19 protein-coding genes are annotated in these 21,893 nt (G+C 71.5%); 5 read left to right on the forward strand and 14 right to left on the reverse strand.

Annotation, left to right across the window (positions count from 1 at the left end; all coding sequences use genetic code 11):
• Positions 1-94: 94 nt before the first annotated feature.
• From ACHAAC_RS15775 to ACHAAC_RS15790, 4 genes are all read right to left on the reverse strand, one after another.
• Positions 95-2,929 (reverse strand): hypothetical protein, encoded by a 2,835-nt coding sequence (locus ACHAAC_RS15775; protein WP_435717270.1) that lies wholly within the window; start codon positions 2,927-2,929, stop codon positions 95-97.
• A 133-nt stretch (positions 2,930-3,062) separates the two neighbouring features.
• A complete protein-coding gene (locus ACHAAC_RS15780; protein ID WP_435717271.1) occupies positions 3,063-3,695 on the reverse strand; it encodes an acyltransferase in 633 nt (210 codons plus the stop codon).
• On the reverse strand, positions 3,692-4,657 hold the full coding sequence (locus ACHAAC_RS15785; RefSeq protein WP_435717272.1) for a class I SAM-dependent methyltransferase: 966 nt from the start codon (positions 4,655-4,657) through the stop codon (positions 3,692-3,694). Before ACHAAC_RS15785 ends, ACHAAC_RS15780 begins: the two co-directional genes overlap by 4 nt.
• Positions 4,657-5,436 carry an enoyl-CoA hydratase/isomerase family protein gene (locus ACHAAC_RS15790; RefSeq protein WP_435717273.1) on the reverse strand — a complete coding sequence of 260 codons (780 nt, stop codon included), beginning with the start codon at positions 5,434-5,436 and terminating at the stop codon, positions 4,657-4,659. Before ACHAAC_RS15790 ends, ACHAAC_RS15785 begins: the two co-directional genes overlap by 1 nt.
• 140 nt (positions 5,437-5,576) lie before the next feature.
• Between ACHAAC_RS15790 and ACHAAC_RS15795 the strand changes: the two genes are divergently transcribed.
• Positions 5,577-7,481 (forward strand): maltotransferase domain-containing protein, encoded by a 1,905-nt coding sequence (locus ACHAAC_RS15795; protein ID WP_435717274.1) that lies wholly within the window; start codon positions 5,577-5,579, stop codon positions 7,479-7,481.
• Between the two features lie 50 nt (positions 7,482-7,531).
• Here ACHAAC_RS15795 and ACHAAC_RS15800 read toward each other — a convergent pair whose 3' ends face one another.
• Together ACHAAC_RS15800 and ACHAAC_RS15805 are read right to left on the reverse strand one after the other, a co-directional pair.
• The gene (locus tag ACHAAC_RS15800; protein ID WP_435717275.1) at positions 7,532-8,644 is read right to left on the reverse strand and encodes an S-adenosylmethionine:tRNA ribosyltransferase-isomerase; all 1,113 of its coding nucleotides are present in this window, start codon (positions 8,642-8,644) and stop codon (positions 7,532-7,534) included.
• A 118-nt stretch (positions 8,645-8,762) separates the two neighbouring features.
• On the reverse strand, positions 8,763-9,458 hold the full coding sequence (locus ACHAAC_RS15805) for an SDR family NAD(P)-dependent oxidoreductase (RefSeq protein ID WP_435717276.1): 696 nt from the start codon (positions 9,456-9,458) through the stop codon (positions 8,763-8,765).
• A gap of 114 nt (positions 9,459-9,572) precedes the next feature.
• Between ACHAAC_RS15805 and treS the strand changes: the two genes are divergently transcribed.
• The 3 genes from treS (at position 9,573) to ACHAAC_RS15820 (ending at position 14,072) form a co-directional block, all read left to right on the forward strand.
• Complete coding sequence (gene treS, locus ACHAAC_RS15810) at positions 9,573-11,258, forward strand: maltose alpha-D-glucosyltransferase (RefSeq protein WP_435717277.1); 1,686 nt, start codon at positions 9,573-9,575, stop codon at positions 11,256-11,258.
• Positions 11,255-12,544 carry a maltokinase N-terminal cap-like domain-containing protein gene (locus ACHAAC_RS15815; protein ID WP_435717278.1) on the forward strand — a complete coding sequence of 430 codons (1,290 nt, stop codon included), beginning with the start codon at positions 11,255-11,257 and terminating at the stop codon, positions 12,542-12,544. Before treS ends, ACHAAC_RS15815 begins: the two co-directional genes overlap by 4 nt.
• Before the next feature lie 271 nt (positions 12,545-12,815).
• Positions 12,816-14,072, forward strand: a complete 1,257-nt coding sequence (locus ACHAAC_RS15820) for a DUF222 domain-containing protein (RefSeq protein WP_435717279.1) — start codon at positions 12,816-12,818, stop codon at positions 14,070-14,072.
• A 93-nt stretch (positions 14,073-14,165) separates the two neighbouring features.
• Here ACHAAC_RS15820 and ACHAAC_RS15825 read toward each other — a convergent pair whose 3' ends face one another.
• Positions 14,166-14,861, reverse strand: coding sequence for a lytic murein transglycosylase (locus ACHAAC_RS15825; RefSeq protein WP_435717280.1), 696 nt, complete (start codon positions 14,859-14,861; stop codon positions 14,166-14,168).
• An 83-nt stretch (positions 14,862-14,944) separates the two neighbouring features.
• Between ACHAAC_RS15825 and ACHAAC_RS15830 the strand changes: the two genes are divergently transcribed.
• Positions 14,945-15,808 (forward strand): NUDIX hydrolase, encoded by an 864-nt coding sequence (locus ACHAAC_RS15830; RefSeq protein WP_435717281.1) that lies wholly within the window; start codon positions 14,945-14,947, stop codon positions 15,806-15,808.
• 19 nt (positions 15,809-15,827) lie between these two features.
• Here the strand turns inward: ACHAAC_RS15830 and ACHAAC_RS15835 are convergent, their stop codons facing one another.
• From ACHAAC_RS15835 to ACHAAC_RS15865, 7 genes are all read right to left on the reverse strand, one after another.
• Complete coding sequence (locus ACHAAC_RS15835) at positions 15,828-16,781, reverse strand: hypothetical protein (protein ID WP_435717282.1); 954 nt, start codon at positions 16,779-16,781, stop codon at positions 15,828-15,830.
• On the reverse strand, positions 16,778-17,824 hold the full coding sequence (locus tag ACHAAC_RS15840; RefSeq protein ID WP_435717283.1) for a collagen-like triple helix repeat-containing protein: 1,047 nt from the start codon (positions 17,822-17,824) through the stop codon (positions 16,778-16,780). The genes ACHAAC_RS15835 and ACHAAC_RS15840 overlap by 4 nt, the downstream gene beginning before the upstream one ends.
• A 95-nt stretch (positions 17,825-17,919) precedes the next feature.
• Positions 17,920-18,834, reverse strand: coding sequence for a co-chaperone YbbN (locus ACHAAC_RS15845; protein ID WP_435717284.1), 915 nt, complete (start codon positions 18,832-18,834; stop codon positions 17,920-17,922).
• Positions 18,835-18,865: 31 nt separating this feature from the next.
• Positions 18,866-19,420, reverse strand: coding sequence for a PH domain-containing protein (locus ACHAAC_RS15850; protein WP_435717285.1), 555 nt, complete (start codon positions 19,418-19,420; stop codon positions 18,866-18,868).
• A 6-nt stretch (positions 19,421-19,426) separates the two neighbouring features.
• The gene (locus ACHAAC_RS15855) at positions 19,427-19,585 is read right to left on the reverse strand and encodes a hypothetical protein (RefSeq protein WP_435717286.1); all 159 of its coding nucleotides are present in this window, start codon (positions 19,583-19,585) and stop codon (positions 19,427-19,429) included.
• 71 nt (positions 19,586-19,656) lie between these two features.
• The gene (gene meaB, locus ACHAAC_RS15860) at positions 19,657-20,607 is read right to left on the reverse strand and encodes a methylmalonyl Co-A mutase-associated GTPase MeaB (RefSeq protein WP_435717287.1); all 951 of its coding nucleotides are present in this window, start codon (positions 20,605-20,607) and stop codon (positions 19,657-19,659) included.
• 7 nt (positions 20,608-20,614) lie between these two features.
• Complete coding sequence (locus tag ACHAAC_RS15865; protein ID WP_435717288.1) at positions 20,615-21,805, reverse strand: acetyl-CoA C-acetyltransferase; 1,191 nt, start codon at positions 21,803-21,805, stop codon at positions 20,615-20,617.
• Between the last annotated feature and the right edge of the window lie 88 nt (positions 21,806-21,893).

Here is a 21,893-nt window from a genome sequence, read left to right on the forward strand (position 1 = left end):
GGGGGTCGACCTGGAGCGCGCGCGCTCCCACGGCCGACGAGTCGGCCTCTCGTCGCGCTCGAGGTCGGCGACGATCGCCCCCGCGGTCAGGAACTCACTTGCGGCGGACGATTCTTTTTTTGGTCGGGGTGGCGAGCTCCCCGGACTCGTCACTCACCTCCCGGGGCGCCGCGTCCTCGACTGGCTTCTCCTCCACGAACTCACTCACGTCCGCGGGCGGCGGTGAGGAGTAGGTGGGCACGTCCTTGGTGGACTGGTTCGCGACCACGATGTGGGCCTGCGCCACACGCTCGGCCTCGGCCTCGGCTGCCGCCACCCACTCCAACGCGGTGCGCTCGGCATCCTGCAGCTTCTGCTCGGCTGCCTCTCGCGCTGCGGCCACGGCCTGGCTCAGCCTCTCGTTGGCGTCCTTCTTGGCCATCTGGGTGACGCGCTCGGCCTCGCGACGTGCCTCCTCCATGCGGCGCTCGGCCTCGGCATCGGCCCGCTCGGCGACCTGCTTCGCGTCGGCCTCGGCCTTGGCGATGCGATCGGCGGCGTCCTTCTCGGCCTTGGCGATGCGCTGCTCCGCAGCGGAGCGTGCGGCCTCGGCCTCCTCGGCCTGCTGCCGAGCCAGGTCCTCGCGCTCAGCCGTGGCCACCCGAGCTGCCTCGGCCGCCTCGGCCGCCACCTTCTCGGCCTCGACCTGTGCCGACCGGACGCGCTCCTCGGCCATCTGCTCGGCCTCGGCCATCTTCGCGGCAGCAGCCCGCTGGTCCTCCTCGGCTCGCTTGGCGACACGCTGGGCCTCGGCCGTGACCCGCTCGGCTGCCGCCTTGGCCTCGTCGCGCTCACGCGCCAGCTCGGTCGCCGCCTGCTCGTGCCGGGCCGCCGCCTCCTCGGCGAGGGCCTCGGCCTCCGCCTTGGCCTTGGCCAGCTTCTCCTCGGCGTCACGCTCGGCGTCGGCCACCTTCACGGCGATGGCGACGCGCTCGGCGGCAACCTCCTGGGCATACTTCTCGGCCTCGGCCTTCGCGGCTCCGATGTGGCCCTGAGAGGTCTGTTCAGCCTCCTTGACCACACGGTCGGCCTCCGTCCGGACCTCGGCGAGCTTCGCCTCGGCCTCCTGACGCTCCCTGTCCCGTTGCGTCTGAGCGGCCTCACGCTCTCGCTGAGCCTGCGAGGCGAGGCGCTCGGCCTCGGCACGCGCCTCGGCGATCTGACGTTCCGCGTCCCTCTCGGCCGCCTCCTGACGCCGCCGTGCGGCCTCCTCGGCGGTCGCCTCGGCCTCGGCCAGCCGCTTGGTGGCCTGGGCCTCCGCCTGCTGCTCCGCCTCCACGATGCGACGCTCCGCCTCGGCCTGGGCCTCGTCGAGTCGCTGCTGTGCCGTGCGCTCGGCCTCGGCCTTGGCCGACGCCACGCGCTCGTCGGCCTCCCGCTGCAGCTGCTTGATCTTGGCGGCGGCGGCCTCCCGCTCGCGCTCGATCTCTGCGGTGACGCGCTCGGCCTCCTGGCGCGCCGCATCGACGCGCTCCTCGGCGGCCTGCTCGGCGCCCTTCAGCTTCTGGGTCAGCACCTCGCGCTGGGCGGCCTCGTCGGCCTCGATGCGCCGCGTGGCCTCTGCCCTCTCCCGAGCAGCCTCCTCCATCAGGCGGGCAGCCTCCGCACGTGCTGCCGAGACACGCTCCTGCGCGGCGGCGCTGGCCGCGGCGAGCTTCTCCGCGAACGTGGTCGGAGCTGCCGTTCCGGCCTGCGGGGCGGCGGCTGCGGCCGCGGAAGCCGCCGCGGCCTGCTCGGCCTCGGCGCGTTCCCGCTCGGCCTTGGCCTGCTCCGCATCGGCCTGCGCCTGGGCGGCGCGCGCCTGCTGCTCGGTCCTGGCCCGCTCGGCCTCATCCCGATCGGCCTGCTCGGCCTTCTCCTGCTCAGCCCTGGCCTGCTCGGCCTGCTCACGCTCGGCGTCAGCCTTCTCCTGCTCAGCCCTGGCCTGCTCAGCCTGCTCACGCTCGGCGTCAGCCTTCTCCTGCTCAGCCCTGGCCTGCTCAGCCTGCTCACGCTCGGCGTCAGCCTTCTCCTGCTCAGCCTGCTCACGCTCGGCGTCAGCCTTCTCCTGCTCAGCCTGCTCACGCTCAGCGTCGGCCTTCTCCTGCTCGGCCCTGGCCTGCTGCGCCTGCTCGGCCCGCTGACGTTCGATCTCGGCCTGCTCCGCCCGTGACTTCTGCTCCTCGGCGTCGCGGTCGGCCTGCTCCTGCTCTGCCCGCTCCTGCTGCTCCGCCTGCTCCCGCTCGGCACGCTGGGCCTCGGCCCGCTCGCGCACGGCAGCCAGTCCTTCGCCCCGCTCCGGCGTGGAGGTCTCGTCCACCGGGTCGACGCCATCGCTGAGGGCGGCCTCGACGGGATCCTGCGAGCCGGCCTGCTCCGCGGCGGCCCGAGCAGCGAGCCGCTCTCCCAGGGTCGGACCGGATCGGCGGGCACCTTCTGCGCCCTGATCGGCCTCGACGGCAGGCATCGTCTGCGTGCCTTGATCCGTGGCCTCCACGGCAGGCTCGGTGGACTCTGCGTCGCCGGGGGCCATGGGTGGCTCCTCCGCCGCGATCGGCTGGTCCTCGGTGACCTCGACGTCGGTCTCGTCGGTGGTCGACTCATCGTCCTTCGCCCGACGGGAGCCACGCTTGGAGGCGGCGAACGCCTTCGCGGCCTCCCGCTCACGGCGTCGCTTCTCCGCCGCGGCCTGTCGGGCCGCGCGGGAGGCAGCACGCCGACCACGCCGCTCGTCGGCGTGCGCACGAGATCGCGGTGCCGACGTGGGGTCCTCCCCCGACTCCGACTCCGACGTCTGAGGAGCAGAAGCCGGTCCCTGCTGGCCATCGGCCTTCTCGAGCATGTCGGCCGCCAGCTTCAGCGGGTCGGCCGCACCACGCTCGGGGGGAACGTTCGATCCTGAGTCGCTCATGACATCCCTTCTCAGACGCGACGGCGTCACGGTCGTCGCTCAGTATGCCCCATGTGCAACGTGTGTCACACCCGGTTTCACACGTCGTCCTGCGCATCTGGACCCGTACGAGCACCGGGCTGCCCCCACCACGTCACGTCGGCTCCACGCCCTCGTACCGGTTGCGCACCACTCGTGCAGGGATGCCGGCCAGGACGGCGCCCGGGGCACTGGTCCCGCGAACGACGGCGTGAGCCGCCAGCACGCTGCCCTCCCCCACGTCGGCACCCCGAAGGACCGTGACCTTGGTCCCCACCCAGGAGCCGGCCCCGATCCGCACCGGGCTCAGCGTCAACCCCTGGTCCTTGATCGGCACTGCGAGGTCGCTGGTGACATGGTCGAAGTCGCAGATGTAGACCCAGTCCGAGATCAAGGTCGCCGCACCGATCTCGATGTCCAGGTGGGCGTTGATCGTGTTGTCACTGCCGAGGACCACCTTGTCCCCCAGCCGCAGCACCCCGTTGTGCGCCCGCAGCTTCGTCCGGTCCCCGAGGTGGACCCACCGACCGAGGACGATCTCCCCGGCCCACTCGTGCAGCTCGACCTCCACGCCACGACCGAGGAAGACGAAGCCCTCCGTGATCACCCGAGGGTGTCGGAGCCGGAACCGCAGGAAGCGCCAGTAGCGCACGAGGTGGTACGGACTCCAGGCCCGGTTGCGCAGGATCCATCGGCACGACGCCAGCGTGAGGAAGCGTGCTCGACGAGGATCGCGACGCCGGCTCACGTCGTGGCCGTCACCGAGACGTTGTAGTACAGCGCGTCCGGGACCACGGGCTTGAGGACCCGGTCGACCCTGCTGAGCGCGACCCAGGACGTGAACGCCACCAGCCGCCACGCGCGGGTGATCCGCTCTTCGGGCACAGCGGCCTCGAGCGTGCGCACCGGCCAGCCCCACCATGCGGCCGTGAGCTCCTCGGTGACCGTGCGGACGTCCGAACCCCCGGCACGGCGCACCGTGGCGCGCAGCTCCCGGGGGTCGAACGTGTGCAGGTCCACGACCGCCTCCAGCGCGGCCGCACGGGAGGACTCGTCGAGCTCCTCGGCGGGGCGTGCCCAGCCGTCGCGAAGCACCGGGAGGCGGGTGATGCTCGTGGCCGCCCACCAGGTGGCGCGCGAGAGGCGCCGGGCCACGAGGTCGCCGTAGCGCGTCGGCTCTCCGCAGATGACGACGCGTCCACCGGGCTTGAGCACGCGGAACATCTCCCGGAACGCCTTCTCGACGTCGGGGATGTGGTGGATGACGGCATGGCCGATGACCAGGTCGAAGGAGTCGTCGTCGAACGGCAGCTCCTCGGCGTCGGCGGCCTCGCCGTCGAGCGTGAGGCCGAGGTGCTCGGCGTTGCGTCGCGCAGCCAGGACCATGCCGGGTGAGATGTCGGTGACGGTGCCGGACTCGATCAGGCCGGCCAGCATCAGGTTGAGCGTGAAGAACCCGGTGCCTGCGCCGATCTCCAGGCTGGTGGCATAGGGGCTCGCCGGCTCGCCGGCCACGGCCACGAAGCGGTCGCGGGCGTAGTCGATGCAGCGCTGGTCGAAGGAGATCGACCACTTCTCGTCGTAGGTCCCCGCCTCCCAGTCGTGGTACAGGACCTGGGCGAGCTTGGTGTCCGCCCAGGCCGCCTCGACGTCGTCCGCGCTCGCGACGCCGACCGGGACCTGCTCGAGGTCCTCGGCCGCGCGCTCCATCAGCGACCCTCGAACGTGGCCTTGCCGGGCCCGTTCTCGACGAAGGAGGACATGCCGGTCGCTCGGTCCTGCGTCGCGAACAGGCCCGTGAACTCGGTGCGCTCGATCTCCAGCCCGGTCTGCAGGTCGACCTCGAGGCCACGGTCCACGGCGTTCTTGGCGGCACGCAGCGCGAGGGCCGGTCCACCGACGAACTGTGCGGCCCACTCGACGGCGCTCGCGTGCACCTCGTCGGCCGGCACGACCCTGTCGACCAGGCCGATGGCCAACGCCTCCTCGGCCTTGACGAACCGCCCGGTGTAGATGAGGTCCTTGGCCCGGGCCGGGCCGACCAGGCGGGCCAGCCGCTGGGTGCCACCGGCTCCGGGGATGATCCCGAGCAAGATCTCGGGCTGGCCGACCTTGGCGGTGTCGGCGCAGAACCGGACGTCGGTGGCCAGCGCGACCTCGAGGCCACCACCGAGGGCGAAGCCGGTGATGGCCGAGACGGTCGGCTTGCCGATCGCGGCGAGAGCCCGGGTGAACTCCTGCAGGAGGTGGGCGTGGCGCACCATCTCCTGGTAGTCCATCGCCGCCATCTGCTTGACGTCGGCGCCTGCGGCGAAGACCTTCTCCCCGCCGAAGACCACGACGGCCGAGACGTCGTCGCGGGCATCGGCCTCGCGAGAGACGTCGATCAGCTCCGTCTGGAGCTGCGCGTCCAGGGCATTCATCGGGGGTCGATCGAGGCGGATGGTGCCCACACCGTCCACGACCTCGAGTCGCACGAGCTCAGCCACGCTTGGTCCTTCCGTCGTGATCGTGACAGCGACGCTGTCACGTGCGACCGAGCATAGGGCAGCCTCCCGGCGATCCGGTGGGCCGGGACACGTCCTGAACGGGCCACCGGGGTGCTCCGGACCGTCTAGGGTGGGTCGCCATGGTCACCCGGGTCCCCATCCTCGATGTCCGCCCGCAGGTCGAGGCCGGCGCCTTCCCCGCCAAGGCCGTCCAGGGCGAGGACCTCACCGTGCGTGCCCGGGTCTTCGGCGAGGGTCCGAACGTCGTGCGAGCGGCCGTGGTGCTCACCGACCCCGAGGGACGCACGCGCCATCCCGTGCCGATGCGCCACCTCGGCAACGACCACTGGGCCGCCGTCGTCGTGCCGGACGGCGTCGGCGACTGGACCTTCCACGTGCAGAGCTGGCACGACCCCGTCGCGACGTGGGTGCGAGTGGCGACTCGACGCTTCGAGGCCGACGTCGACCTCGAGATGACCCTGGCCGAGGGAGCACAGGTCCTGCGCCGCGCCGGCGAGGCCGACCCTGCTGCGGCAGCGGTCGCCCCGCAGCTGGAGGAGGCCGACGTCCCGCCGCTCGACCGGTTCGCCCTGGCGCTCGCCTTCGCCGAGACGCTGCCCACCGAGGCCGTGCAGGACCACCTGGACAGCTCCCCGCCCCTGCCCCTGCAGGTCGATCGGGAGCGAGCCCTCGTGGGCTCCTGGTATGAGCTGTTCCCGCGGTCCGAGGGTGCCGAGGTGCTCCCGGACGGGAGCGTGCGACCCGGGACGCTCCGCACCGCCCAGAAGCGACTCGAGGGCGTGGCGGCGATGGGCTTCGACGTCGTCTACCTGCCTCCCGTCACCCCCATCGGGCGGACGGGTCGCAAGGGCAGGGACAACGCCCTCGTCGCCGCGCCCGACGACCCGGGCTCCCCGTGGGCCATCGGATCGGCCGACGGGGGTCACGACGCCGTCGAGCCTGCTCTGGGAACGGTCGAGGACTTCGAGGCGTTCGTCGCCCGCGCCACCGAGCTGGGCCTGGAGGTGGCCCTCGACCTCGCTCTGCAGTGCTCGCCGGACCACCCGTGGGTGAGCGAGCATCCGGACTGGTTCATCCACCGACCGGACGGCTCGATCGCGCACGCGGAGAACCCGCCCAAGAAGTACGAGGACATCTACCCGCTGGACTTCGACGCCGACCCCGGCGGCCTCTACGTCGAGGTGCTGCGGATCATCCGGACCTGGATGGAGCGCGGGGTGCGCATCTTCCGGGTCGACAACCCGCACACCAAGCCGGTCGCCTTCTGGCAGCAGCTGCTCGCCGACGTCCGCGCCGAGGACCCCGACGTGATCTTCCTGGCCGAGGCCTTCACGTCGCCGGCGATGCTGCACGCCCTGAGCGCCATCGGCTTCCACCAGAGCTACACGTACTTCACGTGGCGCCAGGGGGCGGCCGAGACGGCGGACTACCTCGACGAGCTGAGCAACCGCACGAGCGACTTCCTGCGGCCCAACCTCTTCGTCAACACGCCGGACATCCTGCCGCGCTACCTGCAGGACGGCGACGAGTCGATGTTCCGCATGCGCGCGGTGCTCGCGGCGACGGGCTCCCCCACGTGGGGCATGTACGCCGGGTACGAGCTCATGGAGCACCAGGCCGCGGGGCCCGACACCGAGGAGTACCTGCACTCGGAGAAGTACCAGGTCACGGTCCGCGACTGGCCGACCGAGGGCCCGATCATCGACCTCGTCACCCGGCTGAACGAGCTGCGTCGCCGACACACCGCTCTGCAGCGGTTGCGCAACCTGGTGGTCCATCCCACCGACGCCGGTGGCGTCATCGCCTACTCCAAGGTGACCGGTGACGACATCGTCCTCGTGGTCGTCGACCTCTTCCCGTCCTGGGAGCGGCACGTCGCCGTGCGCGTCGCACCGGCCGACGTCGGCCTCGCCTCGCCCTCGGGGCTGCTGCGCGACGAGCTGGACGGCACGACGCACGAGCTCGGTTCCATCACGCTGTCGCCGGACAGCCCCGCCCGCATCCTCGTCCCCGCGGACCGGTGAGCTCTGCACCGTCCCAGCGGTGCAGTGCCCACCGATCACGCCGATGGGGGTCAGGCAGCGGCGATGGCCGCTCGCCTCGGCAGGAGCAGCGCGGCGTCGCCGAACTCGTGCCAGCGGTACCGCTCGCGGACGGCCGCGTCGTAGGCCAGCTGGGTCAGGCCGGGCCCCGCGATGGCCTCGACCAGCAACAGGTGCGAGGCCTGCGGATCGTGCCATCCCGTCACGAGCCCGTCCACGACCCGCGGCGGGTCCTGCCGCGTCACGATGCGTTCGGTCCAGCCGGAGGACGCGACGACGCGCGAGCCCCCGGGCGGCACAGCTGACTCCAGGGCACGGGTCACCGTCGTCCCCACGGCCACGACCCGCCCACCTCGCGCCCGCGTCACGTTCACGAGCTCGGCCGTCGGCTCCCCCACCTCGAACCACTCCGGCTGCGGGGCCTCGCCCGCCTCCTGGGAGGAGACGCCGGTGTGCAGGACGATGGGCGCCACGGCGATCCCCCGGGAGACGAGCCCGGTCACGACGTCGGCGGTGAACGGGCGCGCTGCACTCGGCATCTCCGCGCTGCCCGGAGTCGTGCCGAAGATGGTCTGGTAGTCGGCGAGCCCGTAGCGGCGGTCCAGGTAGCCGTAGGCGATCGCCCGACCGACCCGGTCCAGCGTCTCCCGCAGTGGCTCGGCTCCTCCGTGCTCGGCTCGCCACAGACGATTGCCGGCGCCGGTCGGCGAGGATCCTCCCCGCGGGTACGGGGCGAGCAGGGTCAGCGTCGCCGACGGCTCGTCGGTCAGGGTGACCACCTGCCCGGCCTCCGCATCCAGCACGGCTCGTCCGGCGTCGGGCGCCGAACGGAGCTCGACGACCCACGTGCCGTCCCGCAGGTCCATCGCGACGTGCAGCACGACGTCGCGACGCGCGGCCCCGGTGCCGACCCGCGCATCGGCCTCGCCGGCCACGGTCTGCGACGCGTTCACCACGACGAGATCACCGGGCTCCAGGTGGTCGGCGAGGTCACGGAAGTGCGCGTGGACCGCCCGGTCGCCGTCGGCCACCAGCAGCCGCACCGCGTCGCGATCCAGGCCTCGGGCCTCGGCAGGCGCGGGTGCCGTCAGGCCGCCGGGCGGGTCGAACCTGGTCAGGGGCGCCAGGTCGATGACGGCGTTCATGCGATCACGTCCTCTGAAAAACCACCGTAGGAACGTGCCCGCATGAAGTGTTCCTCGATCACGCCCCCAAGCACTCCGCTTCGCTGCGTGCAGGGAGGTGCCCCCAGCTGGCGCTCGTTCATGCTCCCACCGCCTCGGACGCGATGCCGGTCAGCAGGTCAGCGGCGCGGTGGCGACCACTCGGCGGGCGCTCCTCCAACAACCTGCGAAAGGCCGGGACCACCGTCTCCGGCAGGGGCCGGTCACTGATGTCGTCGCCAGGAAAGGCCGCCTGGTGCATGGCCGTCCGCAGGTCGCCGGGATCGACCACCCAGCACGACAGTGCGGGATCCTCCTGCGCGAGGGTGAGCGTGAGGTGCTCCAGGGCGGCCTTCGTCGCCGCGTACCCACCCCACGTCGGGTAGTGCTCCGCGGCAGCGTCGGAGGTGATGGAGATGACGGCGCCCCCCGGACGCAGCCGCTCGCGGACGAGAGCGACCAGGTCCACCGCCGCGACCACGTTCGTCTCCCACAGCCGGTGCAGGACGTCCGGGTCGAGCTCGAGGACGGGCAGCAGGGGGCTTGCGCCCAGCGTGCTGGCGTTGTTGACCACGAGGTCGAGCTCGCCGGCCAGGGCGGCGAGGGCCGCTCGGTGGTCGGCGTCGGTGACGTCACCACGCAGCCCACGGGCCCGTGGGCCGATCTCGATGAGCGCCGCCGCGAGTCGCTCGGCGTCGCGGCCGTCCACGACGACGTCCCAACCGTCGCCGGCGAGATCCTTCGCGAGGGCGAGGCCGAGGCCGGCCGTCCCTCCGGTGATGAGTGCGCGAGGCATGTCCAGTTCCTTTCGTCGGTGTCGTGTGACTCCATGAAAGAACCTGAACCTTGCTTGAGGTCAAACCCTGCCGGACGCGGCCGGGCCATCGACCGTGACACCGGAACTGGCAGGATGGCGCGCGTGAGCGAGGAGCAACCGGACTGGTTCAAGCGTGCGGTCTTCTACGAGGCGCTCGTCCGGTCCTTCCAGGACTCCGACGGCGACGGCGTCGGTGACCTGCGCGGGCTCACCGCGCGTCTGGACCACCTGCAGTGGCTGGGGGTCGACTGCCTCTGGCTCCCGCCGTTCTTCCCGTCGCCGCTGCGCGACGGTGGGTACGACGTCGCGGACCACACCGACGTGGCACCCGAGCTCGGCTCGATCGACGACTTCGTCGCCCTGCTCGAGCAGGCCCACGCCCGCGGGATCCGGGTGATCATCGACGTCGTCATGAACCACACGTCCGACGCCCACCCGTGGTTCCAGGCCTCTCGCCGCGACCCCGACGGCCCCTACGGCGACTTCTACGTGTGGTCCGACACCGATCGCGGCCACCGGGACGCCCGCATCATCTTCGTCGACTCCGAGCCGTCGAACTGGACGTGGGACGCACAGCGCGGGCAGTACTTCTGGCACCGCTTCTACTCCCACCAGCCCGACCTCAACTTCGACCACCCCGGCGTCCGGGAGGCGATGCTGCAGGTCCTGGACTTCTGGCTCGAGCTCGGCGTGGACGGCTTCCGGCTGGACGCCGTGCCCTATCTCTACGAGCGCGAGGGCACCGACGGGGAGAACCTGCCCGAGACGCACGCCTTCCTCAAGGCAATCCGCGCCCACGTCGACGCGAGGTACCCCGGCCGTGTGCTCCTGGCCGAGGCCAACCAGTGGCCCGCGGACGTGGTGGACTACTTCGGCGACCCGAGCGTCGGCGGCGACGAGTGCCACATGTGCTTCCACTTCCCCGTCATGCCGCGGATCTTCATGGCCGTGCGGCGCGAGTCCCGTTACCCGATCAGCGAGATCATGGCCCGGACCCCCGCCATCCCCGACGGGTGCCAGTGGGGCATCTTCCTGCGCAACCACGACGAGCTGACCCTGGAGATGGTCACCGACGACGACCGCGACTACATGTGGTCCGAGTACGCCGCCGACCCGCGCATGAAGGCGAACATCGGCATCCGGCGACGGCTCGCTCCCCTGCTGGACAACGCCTCGGACCAGATGGAGCTGTTCACGGCGCTGCTGCTGAGCCTGCCAGGGTCCCCGGTCCTGTACTACGGCGACGAGATCGGCATGGGTGACAACATCTGGCTCGGCGACCGGGACGGGGTCCGCACCCCCATGCAGTGGTCACCCGATCGCAACGCCGGGTTCTCCACCGCTACGCCGGGACGGCTGGCGCTGCCCGTCGTCCAGGACCCGGTCTTCGGCTACCAGGCCGTCAACGTCGAGGCACAGATGACCGACCGGTCCTCGCTGCTGCACTGGACCCGCCGCATGCTCATGATCCGCCGCCAGCACCCGGCCTTCGGTCTGGGCGACTTCCGTGACCTGGGCGGCTCCAACCCGTCGGTCCTGACCTTCGTGCGCCAGCACGGGGACGACACCATGCTGTGCGTCAACAACCTCTCGCGCTTCGCCCAGCCCGTCGAGCTCGACCTCAGCGCCTGGGAGGGCATCGCACCGATCGAGATGTTCGGTGGCGTGGAGTTCCCGCGCATCGGCCAGCTGCCCTACCTCCTGACCCTCGCCGGCCACGGCTTCTACTGGTTCCGGCTGCGGCACGGCCTGGCCGGCGCCGAGGACGTGATCGCGTGAGCCGCGAGGACTACCTGCGACGGCAACGCTGGTTCGTGCGCACGGACACGGAGGTCCTCGACGTGGAGCCCTTGGCGTGGGCGCGGGAACCAGACGACGAGGGCCCCGGCACGCGAGTCGAGCTGGTGCGGGTCCGGACCGCCGACGGACGAACCCGTACCTACCAGGTTCCGGCCTCCTACCGACGGGAGCCGTTCCCCGGGCTGGAGGGCGCGCTGATGGCCGTCGAGGACGGCGTGCACGTGTACGACGCGATGCTGGACGCGCACGCCAGGACCGCTCTGCTCGGCGGCTTCTTCCAAGGACCGACGGCCGACCTGACGCACGAGTCCTCCATGCCGACGGGCATCACGGCCTCCACGCCGACCGTGCCGCTCGTGGCCGAGCAGAGCAACACCTCGATCATCGTCGGCGAGGACCTGCTCTGGAAGCTGTTCCGGATCATCGACCACGGATCCAACCCCGACGTCGAGATCGGCAGGGCCCTCACGTCGACCGGCTCGTGCGACGTGGCGCCGGTCCGCGCCTGGATCCGCGCCGGCGACATCGACCTGGGGATGCTCTACGACTACTACCCGACCGCGACCGACGGGTGGCGCATCGCACGAGCCAGTGTCCGGGACCTCCTCGCCGACCCGGGCGTGAGCGCGGAGCACGCCGGCGGGGACTTCGCCGCAGAGGCACGTCGACTGGGCGCGACCGTCGCTGCGGTGCACCACCTCATGCTCGGCCTCGGCTCCGACGTCGTCGAGCCCGCCGACGTCGCCGAGCGTCTGGCAGCCCGCTTCGAAGCGACGTCTGCGGCGGGCCCGTGGGGCGGGCCGGCGCACCGCGCCTTCGGTGAGCTGGCCGCGCTGTCGGACCCGATCCCCGTGCAGCGCGTGCACGGAGACCTGCACCTGGGCCAGACCCTGCGCACCGTCGACGGGTGGCGGGTCTTCGACTTCGAGGGCGAGCCGGCGGCGCCCCTGGCCGAGCGGAGACGTCCCGACTCCCCCCTGCGTGACGTCGCCGGGATGCTGCGCTCGTTCGACTACGCGCCATGGTCGGTCACGTTGCAGCTCGGCATCGACGACCCGGCCTGGTCCTCACGGGCCGAGCAGTGGTCCTCCCGCAACGGCAGCGCCTTCCTCGACGGCTACGGCGTCCGTCCGGGCACGGCAGCGTTCGTCCTGCTGCGCTGCTACCAGATCGACAAGGCCGCCTACGAGCTGGACTACGAGCGCGACCACCGCCCGGGCTGGGTCTCGATCCCGCACGGGGCCCTGCAACGACTCCTGGGCTGAGTCCTGCCGGCGCGCGTGCTGGACGTGAGTTGGTGGCCGACCGCCAGAGCACGACAGCGAAACTGCCACGTTCGTGTCATGTCGCAGGATATCGGCGACTCTTCTGCATCAGGGCACTACAAACCGACTTGCTCGCTCTGCTTGCTATCGCTCATCTGTGCTATAATATAGCTGGAGTTCAGTACTCAGGGGGTGCACGGTGGCGGTCCAGTCGTTAGAGACCCATCCCCTGCTCGCGGGGCTTGCCAGGCTTGAGGAGACCGCGGACCGGATGGACCCCTCCGGTTGGGCCGGCCTGGAGGACACGGTCCTGCGCGACAGCGCCACCCGGCTCGCGCGGCTGCGGGCCCGGCTGCAGGGCCAGGAGGTCGCCATCGCGCGCAGACTGGAAGCCTCGGGTGCGGCCAGAAGGGCCGGCGCCGGCTCCATCGCCGAGATGCTGGGCAAGGACTTCGGTGGCGACCATGGCGAGGGCCACAAGACCGTCAGGACCGCCAAGGCCTTGGAGCAGGCTTCGCGAACCGAGAAGGCCCTGACGGCCGGGCGGATCTCGATGAATCAGGCCAAGGTCATCGCCGACGGCCTCGCCACGCTCGGCCCCGACGTCACGCCCGAGCAGCGAGACCTGTGCGAACGGCGCCTGCTCAAGGACGCCAGGACGTTGACGCTGAAGGACCTGCGCCGCCGCACCGACCGCGCCACCGACGCCTTCAAGCCCGAACCCGAGGTCGACGCCGACGAGAACCAGAGGCTCAAGGACCGCGAGCGTGACGCTCGCCGCAAGTCTGAATTCTGGATGAGCGATCGCGGCAACGGCACCCACCGAGGCGGGTTCGTCCTGCCCGACGCGCAGGCCGAAATGCTCAAAGCCGCCGTCGAAGCCATCAGCGCACCCCGACGCGACCACCTCAACAACACCGACGAGGCCACCGACGCGCCGCAAGCCCAGAGATCATCGGTCTTCGACCGCGAGCTGGATCACCGCGCCCGAATGGGACGCGGCTTCGCCGACCTGTGCGACCACCTCCCAACCGATCGCCTCCCGGCCGCCGGTGGCGTCGGCGCGCAGCTGACCATCAACCTCGACCTCGAGACCCTCCAGAACGGGATCAAGGCCGCCACCCTCTCCACCGGCACGCGTCTCTCGGCCGGACAAGCCCGGCTGACGGCGTGTCGCCTCGGGATCATCCCGATGGTCCTCAACGGCACCTCGCTGCCACTGGACCTCGGACAGTCCAAGAGATTCTTCTCCAAAGCCCAACGCATGGCGATGGAGAACCGCGACGGCGGATGCTCCTTCCCAGGATGCGACAAACCACCTCAATGGTGCGAAGCCCATCATGCCCGCACCCCATGGGCCAACGGTGGAACCACCGACCTCGCCGACGGGGTCCTCATCTGCCCCGCCCACCACCACGTCGTCCACGAACAGGCGTGGCAGATCAGATTCCATCCCACCGACGGCACACCCGAATACCGGGCACCAGGGTCGTCGACCTGGCAGACGAACACCCGATGGCGACCCTGAACCACGTTCATCGGGAGAACTCCGCCCAGAAAGCGCTATGTCCGCGACTCCGCAGGAACCCAGCAGGGCTGGCCCCAGCCCCGGTGCGCCACCCTACTGGGCTGCTTCGGCGTGCTCGTTGGCGTGACCGGCGACCTCGGCGGCGTACGCCGCGCTGTTGTTGTAGGTGAGCACGGCCGTCAGCCATCCACGCCGGGTGTCCAGCTCCCCGCCGGCGTCGCACAGGTAGCGGCCCGCGGCCAGGGCTGCGTCGTCGATGTTCTGCGGGTTGCGTCCGCCGTCGCCTCCGCCGTCAGCGCCCCACCGCTCCCAGGTCTGCGGGATGAACTGCATCGGACCGACGGCCCGATCCCACTCGGTGTCGCCGTCGAGGCGGCCGTCGTCGGTGTCCTCGATCGCCTGGACGCCGGCGCTGCCGTCCAGTGGGATGCCGACGATGTCGGGTCGGGCGACCCCGCCGTCGTCGATGCTGGAGCCGTTGATCTCGCCGTGGATGGACTCGACGCGCCCGATGCCGGCGAGGGTGTTCCACGGCAGGGTGCAGCCCTCCAGCTCCGTGGCCAGGCGGACCGCGGCGCCCACGTAGCCCTGCAGCACCCGCCGCGGGATCTGCGTGGCCTCTGAGGTCTCGTCCAGCCACTCATCGTCCACCACGCCGTCCTCGGACGGCGGCAGCTCGGCGGCGACGGGCGGGTCCACGTCCGGCAGCGGTCGTTGCTCGTCGTCGCCACCGCAGGCCGCCACGGTCAGCCCCAACGCGGCCAGGGCCAGGGCGAGGGGGCGACGCATGGGCACAGTGTGGCGGATCCGGCCAAGGGTCCGCGGGACGGACCGCAGTGGTTCGTCTCCTGCGCCGCCAGTACGGTGGACGGGTGCCCACGTTGACCGACGACGACCTCGTCCTGGAGCCCACGGCCGGCTCGGAGGAGTTCATCGGATGGTCGGTCACGATGGCCGGCCAACGGCTGGGCACGGTCGCCCTGCGCTCGGAGGGTCGACACGTCTCCTCGGTGCGGTGGAACACCGGCACGGGCGACGGGTCGCTGGGCCTGGCGGTCCGGTCCCTGCGCCTCGTGCTCGCGCACGCCTTCGAGGACCTCGGCCTGCGCCGCGTCGAGGCGCGCGTCCCGGTGGATCGACCCGAGGACGTCCGAGCGGCCTCCATCGGCGGCATGCGCCGCGAGGGCATCGTCCGCGGCTCGGGCGACGACCCCGACCGGGCCCTGATGGCCCGCCTCGCCGACGACCCGCCGGCCACGAGCCGCGAGGGCTTCATCGCCCTGCTCAACGCGGGCCTGCCGACGAAGCGGATCATCGCCCAGGGGCTGCTGCGGGACCGTGACGGACGCGTGCTGCTGTGCCGTCTGACCTACAAGTCAGAGTGGGACCTCCCGGGCGGCGTCGTGGAGGTGGGTGAGTCGCCGGCGCGGGGGCTGGTCCGCGAGCTGCACGAGGAGCTCGGAGTCACGGTGCAGGTCCGCGGGCTGCTCACCGTCAACTGGCTCCCGGCCTGGCGTGGCTGGGACGACGCCTGCATCTTCCTGTTCGACATCGGTACGGTCGACGCCTCCTTCGTCGATGACCTCACGCTGCAGCCGACGGAGATCGTCGCAGTGGAGTGGTGCGACGCCGAGACCGTCGCGCAGCACGCCACGGGTGCCGCGATCGAGCTGCTCGCCGCCGTCGATGGCGACGACCTGCCCACCTACCGCGAGGCCCCGCTCCAGCCGGAGTGAGCTGGCGGTCCCGACCGGCTCAGAAGCCCTCGGCGCCGATGACGCCGCCGTACTGACCGATGGCGCGGGGCTTGGCGTCCCCACCGGGCAGGTGGACGAGCACCTGGTGGTGGTGCAGCAGCGTCCCCGTGGTGGAGATGCCCTGGGGGATGAAGGCCTGTTGCGGCGAGTCCTCCGGCCACGTGACGGTGACCCCGTCCTCGACCTCGTAGGTGTCGGAGCGCTCCAGGTCGATGAAGGCCAGGGCGCCGCCGTCGGCGGTACGCAGGACGTGGCGCACGGTCTGGCTCGACCACTGCTGCTCGTAGGTCACCCCCGCCAGGTCCGCGTTCTGGGCAGCCGTGGCACGCATCTGGTCGATGAACCCGTCCTCCTCCAGGAGTGCCGCCTCCTGGGCCTGCGGATCCTCCAGCACCGCCGCGTAGGCATCGGCCGCCGCCTGGGCCGACATCGCCATGCCGGTGGACTCCTCGGGATCGACACGCAGCACCCCGCCGTCTCGCTCGCGCAGCTCCGGCAGCTCGGCGTCGAGCACCGTCTCGGGCGTCGAGACCAGCAGCCAGGGCGCCGCGGCACCGTCGCGCTCGAAGACCTGCACCCGGTTGACCTCGCGCTCCTCGTCGCGGACCACGGCCATGAACCAGAGCGGGTAGGCGGAGAAGCGCGGAGTGACGACCTCCCGCACGTCGATGGGAGCGTCGTCCTCGGCCTGGGCCGTGCTGAGCCGCTCGGCCACCTCGAACGACCCGGTGTCGATGTCCAGCACCGGGCCGACCTCGACCGTCGACAGTGGCTTGGCATCCAGCAGCCGTACCGCCGTGTTGCGGACGGCACGGTAGCGCTCGAAGACCGCGGTGACCTCGCCGGACTCGGCGGCGAGCTTGTCCATCGCGTCGTCGTCGCGCTGCTGCGGCACCGTGCAGGCGGTCAACGCGAGGACGATCAGGACCAGGACCACGACCGGCCGTCTCATGTCTCCTCCTCGTCGAGGACCTCGTACTCGTCCAGCTCGTCCTCGGACACCTCGTGCTCGACCCCGTCCTCGTCCACGAAGACGTAGACCACCGGGTCCGACGGTCCGGGGACCGCTGGGGGCCCCACCTCCGTCGCGTCCTGCACGAAGTCCGCGGCCGTCATGACGTTCGCGGTGGCAGGCGGACGGTACGGGGCAGGCTCCTCGACGGGTCCTGGGTCACCGGGCTCCTCGGCGGGTCCTGGGTCACCGGGCTCCTCGGCGGGCCCAGGGTCACCGGGCTCCTCGGCGGGCCCAGGGTCGCCGGGCTCCTCGCCCTCCGGCTCCGCGGCCTCCAGCTCTGCCGCCTCCTCGGCGGAGATCTCGTGCTCCACGCCGTCCTCGTCGACGTAGACGTAGACGATCTCCTCCACGACCTCGAGCTCCTCGTCCGCCTCCGTCTCGATGAACATCCGCTGGCCACGGCGCAGGGCGTGCCCGCCGAGCAGACCGCCCGCCCCCAGCAGGACCACCCCGATGCTCGCGGCGAACCCTCCCTTGAGGCCATAGGCCATCGTCACCTCCAGACCCGAGAGGTTCGTGGCCCCGACCGCGACGATCGCCAACGAGACGGTCTCGTCCGGCAGCGTCGTGCTGATGGACGCACCCCCCAGGCCGGCGGCGTCGGCCAGCCACCAGTCCAGGGCCGTGGGTGCACCCGGCAGGCCTGGTCGGCCGTCGACCTCGCGCGACTGCGGCTCCCACGGGGTCCGGAAGTCGGTGACCTCAATCCGCTCGGTCTCGGCGACGTAGTCCTCGACGTCGACGCTGTTGCCCAGGCCGACGAAGACCGGCTTGTTGACCGGGACCTCGGCGAGGACGTCCACCTGCAGGCCGCTGTAGGAGATCACGCCCGGAGAGGTCACGATGACGGTGCCGGCGGTGTCCACCGCGTGGGGTCCCGTGGTGAACCGGCTGTCGGGCCCCAGGATGGCTCCCCCGGCCGCACCGAGGGCGACGAGCAGGACACCCAGGATCGTGACGACCCAGCCGAGCCTGCGCACGATCGACCTCCCTCACCCGTCGCGGGACCACCGCTGAGGAACCGGATCCTCCGACGCTTCGGCCCTGACCCTATCCGCCGGGGCGGACGTGGACGTCAGAACAACGCCGAGGCGAGAGAACGGCGAGCCTCCGCGACGCGCGGGTCCGAGGCGCCGACGACGGTGAACAGCTCCAGCAGGCGTTCGCGGATGCTCTCCCGCTCGTCGCCGCTCGTGCGCCGCACCAGATCGATGAGCCGGCCGAAGGCGTCATCGACGTGGCCGCCGCTGACGTCGAGGTCGGCCACGAGCAGCTGGGCAGCGACGTCGTCGGGCGTGTCGGCGGCCACCTGGCGCGCCTGGTTCAGCTCCGCGCCCTGCGTGCGCGCCATCAACCTGGCCCCGGCGAGCCGTTCGGCGACCTCGACGTCGCCCGGGCTCTGGGCCAGGAGCTTCTCGTACTCGGCCACGACGGTGGCGAAGTCGTTCTCGGCGAAGGCAGCGTCCGCCGCCGTGAAGCGGGGGTCCTCGACGACGTCCTCGGAGGCCTCCGGCGTCGGCGTCGCCTGGCCGGTCGGCGCGGCGCGGCCGGTGAGGCCGTTCTGGGCGCCGAGGGCGATGAGCTGGTCGAAGTACTGGCGGACGTCGGCCTCCTCGGCCGTGCCCTGGAACAGCGGCACCGGCTGGCCCTTGACCAGCCCGACCACGAGCGGGACGCCTTGGGCCTGCAGCGCCTGGGCGATCTGTGGGTTGGCGTCCACGTCCACCTGGGCCAGCACCAGCTGCCCGCCGTAGGAGTCAATGACGCGCCCCAGCAGCGCGTTGAAGTCGGCGCTCTGCTGCGCCCGGGCCGACCACAGGCTGAGCACCACGAGGTGCTGCATCGAGGCCTCGAGGGCGGCCTCCTGGAAGTTCTGCTCGGTGACGTCGACGATCCACGACGCCCCCGGGTCGGCGCCTTGGCCGGCAGGCGGCTGCGACGGCTTGGCGAGGGCGGACAGGTCGACGGCACCCGGGCGCGAGAAGCTCATGGGCTCATCGTAGTGATCGCCCCGTGAGCCGTCAGCGACCCTCCATCATGTGACGATCCGCCGCACTCCGCGGGCCGCGCAGTCCCGAGCGCTGCACGACCCGCTGGATGGTCAGGTCGCGCTCGTCCGGGTCTGCGATGAAGCGGATGTCGCGCAGTCCTTGGGCCTGCGCGGCCGACTCGAACACGAAGTGGCCGTAGCCCAGGATCCGGCCGATGAGGGGCTTCTCGACGGTGATGTCCAGGATTCGGGTGATCGGCATCGTGGCGATGCGCACCGAGAAGACCCCCGAGGCACGAAAGACACGCATGTTCGTGATGACGAAGAGGTCACGGTGCTCGCGGAGCATGAGGTACAGCGCGTGCAGGCCGAGCGCGGCCCCGGCGAGCAGGAAGAGCCAGCCCAGCTGGATCGGGCCGAACAGGGCGAGCGCGCACAGACCGGCGACACCGACCAGCTCGGCTCCCGGCCGCAGATAGACGATGGGGTGCTTGCGCACGAGGTCGACCACGTGCTCGCCCTCGGCATGAAGGAGGTGGCCATCGACGTCCTGCTCCGGCAGGCGCCGGAGGATCGGCCCGAGCACGGCGGCCTAGTCGGTCAGTTCTTCGAAGAAGACGAAGACCTGACCGAACGCGTCGATGATGGCGGTGAAGGCCCCGCTCACGGCGTCGGCGGCACCCGCGGGCGCGGTCAGCAGGTAATAGACCACGAACGCGGCGATGAGCAGCACCAGGAGCTTCTTCAGCACCCGTCATTCCTATCGCAGAACCCACCCGCCGGGGTCGAGGCGCGCCGTGCGTCGCGGGACGTGCACCCCGCTCAGAGCTGCTCGAGCAGCTGGTCCGCGGCGGCGAAGGGGTCCGTCGAGCCGGCCAGGACCTGCGCGGCGAGGTCGTCCAGCCCGGCGTGCCCGGAGAGGTCGCCGACGCGCCGGCGCACCGTCTCCAGCGTGATCGCCCGGATCTCGCGTCTGATCCGGTCGTGCCGACGGCGCTGGAGCTCTCCGGCACCCAGGTGCTCGCGATGGGCGTCGACGTGCTCGACCAGCACGTCCAGCCCCTCGCCGGTGGAGGCGACCGTCATGACGATGGGCGGCCGCCAGGCCCCCTCGGGTCGCTGCGCCATCCCCAGCACCGAGCGCAGCTCGCGGCGAGTCGACGCGGCGCCGTCACGGTCGGCCTTGTTGACGACGAAGACGTCACCGATCTCCAGGATGCCGGCCTTTGCCGCCTGGACGCCATCACCCATGCCCGGGGCGAGCAGGACCAGCGTGGTGTCGGCCAGCCCGGCGATCTCGACCTCCGACTGACCCACGCCCACGGTCTCGAGCAGGATGACGTCACAGCCGGCGGCGTCCAGCACCCGTAGTGCCTGCGGGGTCGCCCAGGAGAGTCCGCCGAGGTGGCCCCGGCTGGCCATGGAGCGGATGTAGACACCCGCGTCGGTGGCGTGGTCGGACATCCTGATCCGATCGCCCAGGAGAGCGCCACCGGAGAAGGGCGACGTGGGGTCCACCGCGAGCACGCCGACCCGCTGTCCCCGCTGTCGCAGGGCGGACACCAGGGCGGCGGTCGTCGTGGACTTGCCCACCCCCGGCGAGCCGGTCAGACCCACGACGTGGGCGTGCCCGACGTGCGGCGAGAGCGCGGCACTGACCTCGCGCAGCCGCGGGGACTCGCTCTCGACCAGCGAGATCAGCCGCGCGACAGCACGGGGCCGGCCCTCGCGCGCCTGCGCAACGAGGCCCGCGACGTCGTCGCCGGCCGCCACCGTCGGATCAGGCCTTCGGCACGCGGATCACGAGAGCATCGCCCTGGCCGCCGCCACCGCACAGCGCGGCCGCGCCGACCCCGCCGCCGCGACGCCCGAGCTCGAGCGCGAGGTGCAGCACGAGCCGAGCGCCGCTGGCGCCGATCGGGTGGCCGATCGCGATGGCACCGCCGTTGACGTTGACGATGTCCTCGCTGATGCCGAGCTTCTCGGCCGAGGCGATGCCGACGGCAGCGAAGGCCTCGTTGATCTCGATGACGTCCAGGTCGGAGGGCGCGATGCCCTCCTTCTCGGTGGCCTTGGTGATCGCGTGGGCCGGCTGCAGCTGGAGGGAGGAGTCCGGGCCGGAGACCACGCCGTGGGCACCGATCTCGGCGATCCAGGACAGGCCGAGCTCCTCGGCCTTCTCCTTGCTCATGACGACGACGGCGGCAGCGCCGTCGGAGATCTGGCTGGCGGACCCGGCCGTGATCGTGCCCTCCTTGCTGAAGGCCGGGCGCAGCTTGCCGAGGGACTCCGCCGTGGTGTCACCCCGGACGCCCTCGTCGGTGTCGACCACCAGGGCGTCGCCGCGACGCTGCGGGATCTCGACCGGCACGATCTCCTCGTCGAAGACCCCGTTCTTCTGGGCCTCGGCGGCGAGCTGGTGGGACCGGGCGCTGAAGGCGTCCTGCGCCTCACGGCTGAGCTTCTGGTCCTCGGCGTTGATCTGCTCGGTCAGCGAGCCCATGGCCTGGTCGGTCAAGGCGTCCCAGAGGCCGTCGTAGGCCATGTGGTCGACGAGCTTGGTGTCGCCGTACTTGGTGCCCTCGCGCGATCCGGCGAGGAAGTGCGGGGCCTGGGTCATCGACTCCTGACCGCCGGCGACCACGACGTCGTGCTCGCCGGCCCGGATGAGCTGGTCGGCGAGGGCGATCGCGTTGAGGCCCGAGAGGCACACCTTGTTGATCGTGATGGCGGGGACGTCGAGCGGGATGCCGCCCTTGAACGCGGCCTGGCGGGCAGGCACCTGGCCGGCTCCGGCGCCGAGGACCTGGCCCATGATCACGTAGTCGACCTGGTCGCCGGAGACGCCGGCCTTCTCCAGGGCGCCCTTGATGGCATGGCCACCGAGGTCGGACCCGGACAGGGTCTTGAAGCCACCGAGCAGGCGGCCGATCGGGGTGCGGGCGCCGGCGACGATCACGGACTGGGTCATGAGTGCTCCTTGGGGACGACTGCTGGTCACTGTACTCACGGGTAGTGGGACGGGTCACCCCGTGTCAGGCAGATCACGGCGAGCCTCC

This window comes from Aeromicrobium sp. CF4.19 (genome assembly GCF_051262555.1).
GTDB lineage: Bacteria > Actinomycetota > Actinomycetes > Propionibacteriales > Nocardioidaceae > Aeromicrobium.

What these genes read in the sequence shown, in the direction of transcription:
- ACHAAC_RS15775 (WP_435717270.1), bottom strand. Translation starts at nt 2,929, where the DNA reads ATGAGCGACTCAGGATCGAACGTTCCCCCCGAGCGTGGTGCGGCCGAC.
- ACHAAC_RS15785 (WP_435717272.1), bottom strand. Translation starts at nt 4,657, where the DNA reads ATGGAGCGCGCGGCCGAGGACCTCGAGCAGGTCCCGGTCGGCGTCGCG.
- ACHAAC_RS15795 (WP_435717274.1), top strand. Translation starts at nt 5,577, where the DNA reads ATGGTCACCCGGGTCCCCATCCTCGATGTCCGCCCGCAGGTCGAGGCC.
- ACHAAC_RS15800 (WP_435717275.1), bottom strand. Translation starts at nt 8,644, where the DNA reads ATGAACGCCGTCATCGACCTGGCGCCCCTGACCAGGTTCGACCCGCCC.
- ACHAAC_RS15805 (WP_435717276.1), bottom strand. Translation starts at nt 9,458, where the DNA reads ATGCCTCGCGCACTCATCACCGGAGGGACGGCCGGCCTCGGCCTCGCC.
- treS (WP_435717277.1), top strand. Translation starts at nt 9,573, where the DNA reads ATGGCGCGCGTGAGCGAGGAGCAACCGGACTGGTTCAAGCGTGCGGTC.
- ACHAAC_RS15820 (WP_435717279.1), top strand. Translation starts at nt 12,816, where the DNA reads ATGGACCCCTCCGGTTGGGCCGGCCTGGAGGACACGGTCCTGCGCGAC.
- ACHAAC_RS15825 (WP_435717280.1), bottom strand. Translation starts at nt 14,861, where the DNA reads ATGCGTCGCCCCCTCGCCCTGGCCCTGGCCGCGTTGGGGCTGACCGTG.
- ACHAAC_RS15835 (WP_435717282.1), bottom strand. Translation starts at nt 16,781, where the DNA reads ATGAGACGGCCGGTCGTGGTCCTGGTCCTGATCGTCCTCGCGTTGACC.
- ACHAAC_RS15845 (WP_435717284.1), bottom strand. Translation starts at nt 18,834, where the DNA reads ATGAGCTTCTCGCGCCCGGGTGCCGTCGACCTGTCCGCCCTCGCCAAG.
- ACHAAC_RS15865 (WP_435717288.1), bottom strand. Translation starts at nt 21,805, where the DNA reads ATGACCCAGTCCGTGATCGTCGCCGGCGCCCGCACCCCGATCGGCCGC.